Source organism: Streptomyces sp. WAC06614 (assembly GCF_003949795.1).
In the GTDB taxonomy this organism is placed as follows: Bacteria; Actinomycetota; Actinomycetes; order Streptomycetales; family Streptomycetaceae; genus Streptomyces.
Genome location: NZ_RPRY01000446.1, coordinates 1 through 4634, shown reverse-complemented (window position 1 = coordinate 4634; position 4634 = coordinate 1). Strand labels below are relative to the sequence as shown.

7 protein-coding genes and 1 pseudogene are annotated in these 4634 nt (G+C 77.5%); 3 read left to right on the top strand and 5 right to left on the bottom strand.

What is annotated here, in order from left to right; genetic code table 11:
• The first annotated feature begins 154 nt into the window (after window positions 1-154).
• Complete coding sequence (locus EF918_RS32855; RefSeq protein WP_125652554.1) at window positions 155-910, top strand: SDR family oxidoreductase; 756 nt, start codon at window positions 155-157, stop codon at window positions 908-910.
• Between the two features lie 149 nt (window positions 911-1059).
• Here the strand turns inward: EF918_RS32855 and amaP are convergent, their stop codons facing one another.
• The 5 genes from amaP to EF918_RS32830 all read right to left on the bottom strand — a co-directional run bounded on the left by amaP (window position 1060) and on the right by EF918_RS32830 (window position 3308).
• Window positions 1060-1614: an alkaline shock response membrane anchor protein AmaP gene (amaP, locus tag EF918_RS32850; protein WP_125652553.1), complete on the bottom strand. Its 555-nt coding sequence runs from the start codon at window positions 1612-1614 to the stop codon at window positions 1060-1062.
• Window positions 1615-1621: 7 nt separating this feature from the next.
• Complete coding sequence (locus tag EF918_RS32845; protein WP_125652552.1) at window positions 1622-2188, bottom strand: DUF6286 domain-containing protein; 567 nt, start codon at window positions 2186-2188, stop codon at window positions 1622-1624.
• Window positions 2185-2520, bottom strand: a complete 336-nt coding sequence (locus EF918_RS32840) for a hypothetical protein (protein WP_125652555.1) — start codon at window positions 2518-2520, stop codon at window positions 2185-2187. The genes EF918_RS32845 and EF918_RS32840 overlap by 4 nt, the downstream gene beginning before the upstream one ends.
• A gap of 116 nt (window positions 2521-2636) precedes the next feature.
• A complete protein-coding gene (locus tag EF918_RS32835; protein ID WP_125652551.1) occupies window positions 2637-2822 on the bottom strand; it encodes a hypothetical protein in 186 nt (61 codons plus the stop codon).
• Window positions 2823-2864: 42 nt separating this feature from the next.
• Entirely contained in the window at window positions 2865-3308 is a 444-nt protein-coding gene (locus EF918_RS32830; RefSeq protein WP_125652550.1) for an Asp23/Gls24 family envelope stress response protein, read from the bottom strand.
• Window positions 3309-3497: 189 nt separating this feature from the next.
• On the opposite strand from EF918_RS32830, the gene EF918_RS32825 reads away from it, so the two are divergent.
• Window positions 3498-4451, top strand: a complete 954-nt coding sequence (locus EF918_RS32825) for a zinc-binding dehydrogenase (RefSeq protein ID WP_125652549.1) — start codon at window positions 3498-3500, stop codon at window positions 4449-4451.
• Window positions 4448-4634, top strand: a pseudogene (locus EF918_RS37800) (hypothetical protein); the annotation flags it as partial. The gene EF918_RS32825 and the pseudogene EF918_RS37800, both read left to right, overlap by 4 nt.

The window sequence follows — 4634 nt, the reverse complement described above, 5'->3', positions numbered from 1 at the left end:
TACGGTGGGGCACGAGGGCCTCCTCGGATCCGTGTAGATGTCGCAATCCACACCGAACCCGGAGGCCCTCACCCATTTCAAGAACCCAGCACGCGTGTCACCAACGTCCCGGGACAACACACCTAGGCCGTCGCGCACCGCGTAGCGTGGGCGCATGGATCTTGGACTGAAGGACCGTGTCTACGTCGTCACCGGGGCCAGCCGTGGGCTGGGCCTGGCCGCCGCCCGTTCGCTCGTCGCCGACGGGGCGAAGGTCGTCCTCGCCGCGCGGGACGAGCAGCGGGTGACCGAGGCCGCGGCCGGGCTGGGCCCGAACGCCCTCGGCGTCGCCGCCGACAACGCCGACCCCCAGAGCGCCGAGCGGCTGGTCGCCACCGCCCGCCGGCACTTCGGCGGGTTCGACGGCGTGCTGATCAGCGTGGGCGGCCCGCCGCCCGGCTTCGCCGCGGACAACACCGACGCCCAGTGGCAGGCCGCCTTCGAGGCGGTCTTCCTGGGCGCCGTACGGCTGGCCCGCACGGCCGCGGCCGAGCTCGGCGAGGGCGGGGTCATCGGCTTCGTGCTGTCGGGCTCGGTGCACGAGCCCATCCCGGGGCTGACCATCTCCAACGGCCTGCGGCCCGGGCTGGCCGGCTTCGCCAAGTCCCTCTCCGTCGAGCTGGGCCCGCGCGGGATCCGGGTGGTCGGCCTGCTGCCGGCCCGGGTCGACACCGACCGGGTGCGGGAGCTGGACGCGCTGTCGGGGGACGCGGAGGGCGCCCGGGCGGCGAACGAGGCACGGATCCCGCTGCGCCGCTACGGCACCCCGGAGGAGTTCGGCCGGACCGCGGCCTTCCTGCTGTCGCCGGCCGCCTCCTACCTGACCGGCGTCATGCTCCCGGTGGACGGCGGCGCCCGGCACGGCTTCTGACGGCCCGCCCCGCCCGGGCCGGCTCCCGTCCGACCGGGCACGGCCCCGGCCCGCCCGGGCAGGCTCCCGTCCGACCGGGCACGGCCCCGGCCCGCCCGGGCAGGCTCCCGTCCGACCGGGCACGGCCCCGGTCCGCCCGCGCCCCGGGCTCAGGTCACCCGGGGAGCGTGGTGGCCGCCGACCAGCAGACGGGTCTCCGTGGGCAGTTCGGCCAGACCCGCCGAGGTCCGGGCCCGGTCCAGCACGGGCCCGGCGAGCGCGGCCAGCACATCGGCGGGGACGGCGTACGGCTCCAGCCGCAGCACGATCCGCAACGCGGGCGCGTCGCGCCGCCCGTGCAGCCGGACCCGGGCGCCGGCCACGCCCTCCAGGGCCTCGCACTCCCCCGCCACCGCCTCCTCCAGCGCCCGGCCGCGCAGAACGGCGTAGCCGCCGTCCCCGGTGTCGACCAGGACCGACGGCAGCCGGGAGCGGCGCAGCTGGGCGAGCAGCCACCACAGCGCGAGCACCACGCACACCGCCAGGGCGCCGGTGACGGCCCACCAGTACCAGGCTTCGGCGTGCAGGCCGCGCCGGCGCTCCGCGCTCAGCACCGCCTGGTGGCGTCCGGCGAACGGCCAGGTCGCGGCGAGCAGCGCGGTCCCGGCCAGCGCCGCCAGAGCGCCGGTCACCGCGAGCAGGATCCGGTTGGTCACTCCGCGCACGCCGCCCTCACCCCTTCCCGGCCGGCCGGGTGACCCGCACCCGCAGCGGCGGCCGGCGCACCAGGCCCAGTTCCGCCAGGCCCACGGCGAGCACCGCGTCCAGGTCGGCGCGTACGTCGTCCAGCTCGCGGAAGTGCGAGGCGGCCCGGACGGCGACGTGCCGGCGGCGCACCGCCACCCGTACCGACTGCACCCCGGAGACCTCCATGGCCCGGTCCCGCAGCAGCAGTTCCGCGCTCTTGCGGCTGATCCCGGCGCGGACGCCGGGGGCCGGACCCGCCATCGTCAGCAGTCCGTGCCGGCCGGGGGTCAGGGCGAGCAGGAGCAGGACCAGGCCGACGGCGGCCAGGCCGGCGCCCGTGGCGAGCACGGCGGCGTCGGCGGGGGTGTGCCGGTCGAGCTGGTGGGCGAGTTCCCGGCGCCACTCCATGCCGGGGCGGTGGGCGCGGACGGCGACCAGGTCGTAGAGGAACAGCCCGGCCACCGCCAGGACCACCAGGGCGACCAGCGCGGCCGGGATCCGCCGGGCCGAGCGGAAGCGGCGGGGGCGCCGGGCGGCGGACGGGGCGCTCATCGCACCCGGCCCCGGCCGGGCCCGGAGCGGGCGTGCAGGTGCTCCACGTCGATGTCCACCTCGGGCACGGCCATGCCGGCGCACTCCTCGACGCGGGCGGCGACCGTGCGGCGGACGGCCGCGCACTGGGCGGCGATGTCGGTGGGGTAGGCGAGCTCCAGCGCGATCCGGACCCGGGCGATGTCGTGGTGCACGGTGACGGTGGCGTGCGGTGGGGCGGCTCCTGCGGCGCGTCCGGCGAGCGCCTCCTTGGCCGCCTGCGCGGCGATCTTGGCCACCACCCGGTCAGCGATCTTCGTGGCCCCCCGCTCCCCGGCCGCCACCCGCCGCACCCGCCCGCCGGCCCGGCCCACCAGCGGTCGGTCCGCGGGCGGTCGGTCCTCGTCAGGCCGGTCCGCGGGCGCTCGGTCCTCGTCAGGCCGGTCGAGGGACGGCCGGTCGGGCGGGGTCATCGGCGGCGGTTGTCTCGGGGGCGGAAGAAGTCGCCCGGATCGAGGTCACCGTCGACGAACCGGCCCAGGACGAAGCCGATGGCGCCCAGGGCCGCCACCAGCAGGAAGGCCCCGAATCCGCCGAAGAACCCGGCGAACCCCAATGCCATGCCGGCCAGCATCCCGGCGACAGCCATGCTCATGCGGACTCCTCCCGGCGGCCCGGCCGCATGCCGCGCCGCGCGCTACTGCAGCCGGGTCCTGGTGGGCTCCGGCGCCTCTTCGTCCTCGTCGCCCTCGTCGGGCAGCTTGACGTCGGTCACCGCGATGTTGACCTCGACGACCTCCAGTCCGGTCATCCGTTCCACCGAGGCCACGACGTTCTCCCGCACCGAGCGGGCGACATCCCGGATGGAGACGCCGTAGTCGACGACGAGTTCCAGGTCGAGGGCGGTCTGCACCTCGCCGACCTCGGCCTTCACCCCGCGGGAGGCCGCGGCCTTGGCCCCGCCGGGGACCCGGTCGCGCAGCGAGCCGACGGTGCGGGCCAGGCCGCTGCCGAGGGCGTGCACCCCGGGGACCTCGCGGGCCGCGAGTCCTGCGATCTTCTCCACCACCCCGTCGGCGATGGTCGTCCGGCCGCGGTCGGCCGGACCTCGTACGGGAGCACCGGGTGCGGATTCGGTCATCGCCGTCTCCCTTCGCGCGTGCGGACCCCCCGACCACGGTAAGCGCCCTACCCCGTGCCCGCCCTCCCACACCCGGCCGGACCGGACTCCTCCGGCCGCGTCCGCCGCTTGACCTCAACTGCGGTCGAGGTCCGAGACTCGGCGCAGTGATCACGGCCGGACGACGGCCGACGAGACAGGGGGAGCGTCATGCGCGCGATCGAGGTGGCCCGGTACGGGGGGCCGGACGAGCTGGTTCCGGTGGAGGTGCCCGATCCGGTGGCCGGTCCCGGCGAGGTGGTGGTCCGGGCGGAGGCCGTCGACACCATCTACGTCGAGACCCAGATCCGCGGCGGCTGGGGCGAGCGCTTCGGCTACCTCCCGCCGTTCGTGCCGGGCGGCGCGGCCGCCGGCACGGTGGTCTCGGTGGGTCCGGACGTGGCCGGGGAGTGGCTCGGCCGGCGGGTGGTGGCGGGGCCGGGCACCCGCGGCACGTACGCCGAGCTGGTCCGGGTCCCGCTGGAGCGGCTGATCCCGGTGCCGGACGGGCTGGGGCTGCGCGAGGCGGCGGCGCTGGCGCACGACGGGGTGACGGGCACGGGCCTGGTCGAGGGGATCGGGATCCGGCCCGGCGAGCGGGTGCTGATCCTGGGCGCGGCCGGCGGGATGGGCACGCTGCTGGTGCAGCGGGCGGTGGCCGCGGGGGCGCACGTGGTGGCGGCGGCGCGGGGCGGACGGAAGCGGGAGCTGGTGCGCTCGCTGGGCGCGCAGACGGTGGTCGACTACGCGGAGCCGGGCTGGACCGAGCGGGTGGGTGGGCCGGTGGACGTGCTGCTCGACGGGGTCGGCGGGGAGCTGGGCACGGCCGCGTTCGCGCTGGTCCGTGACGGGGGCCGGGCCTCCCTGCACGGAGCGCCGAGCGGCGGCTTCACCCCGGTCGACCCGGCCGGGGCGGAGCGCCGGGGGATCACCCTGCGCGGGATCGCCGACCTGCAGTTCCCGGCCGAGGAGATCACCCGGCTGGGCGCCCTCGCCCTCGCCGAGGCGGCGGCGGGCCGGCTGCGGCCGGTGATCGCACGGACGTTCCCCCTGGCGCAGGCGGCCGCCGCGCACCGCGCGATCGAGGCGCGTGAGATCGCGGGCAAGGCCCTGCTGATCCCTTGAACGCGTGCCGCCCGCGCGCCGGTACGGGGGCCGGCACACGGGCGGCACGCCCCTCGCTCCCGGGGGGCCGGGCCTCCCTGCACGGAGCGCCGAGCGGCGGCTTCACCCCGGTCGACCCGGCCGGGGCGGAGCGCCGGGGGATCACCCTGCGCGGGATCGCCGACCTGCAGTTCCCGGCCGAGG

Excerpts from the sequence above, each read along its gene's own strand:
- EF918_RS32825 (WP_125652549.1), top strand. The coding sequence starts at position 3,498 with ATGCGCGCGATCGAGGTGGCCCGGTACGGGGGGCCGGACGAGCTGGTT.
- EF918_RS32835 (WP_125652551.1), bottom strand. The coding sequence starts at position 2,822 with ATGAGCATGGCTGTCGCCGGGATGCTGGCCGGCATGGCATTGGGGTTC.
- EF918_RS32830 (WP_125652550.1), bottom strand. The coding sequence starts at position 3,308 with ATGACCGAATCCGCACCCGGTGCTCCCGTACGAGGTCCGGCCGACCGC.
- EF918_RS32845 (WP_125652552.1), bottom strand. The coding sequence starts at position 2,188 with ATGAGCGCCCCGTCCGCCGCCCGGCGCCCCCGCCGCTTCCGCTCGGCC.
- EF918_RS32855 (WP_125652554.1), top strand. The coding sequence starts at position 155 with ATGGATCTTGGACTGAAGGACCGTGTCTACGTCGTCACCGGGGCCAGC.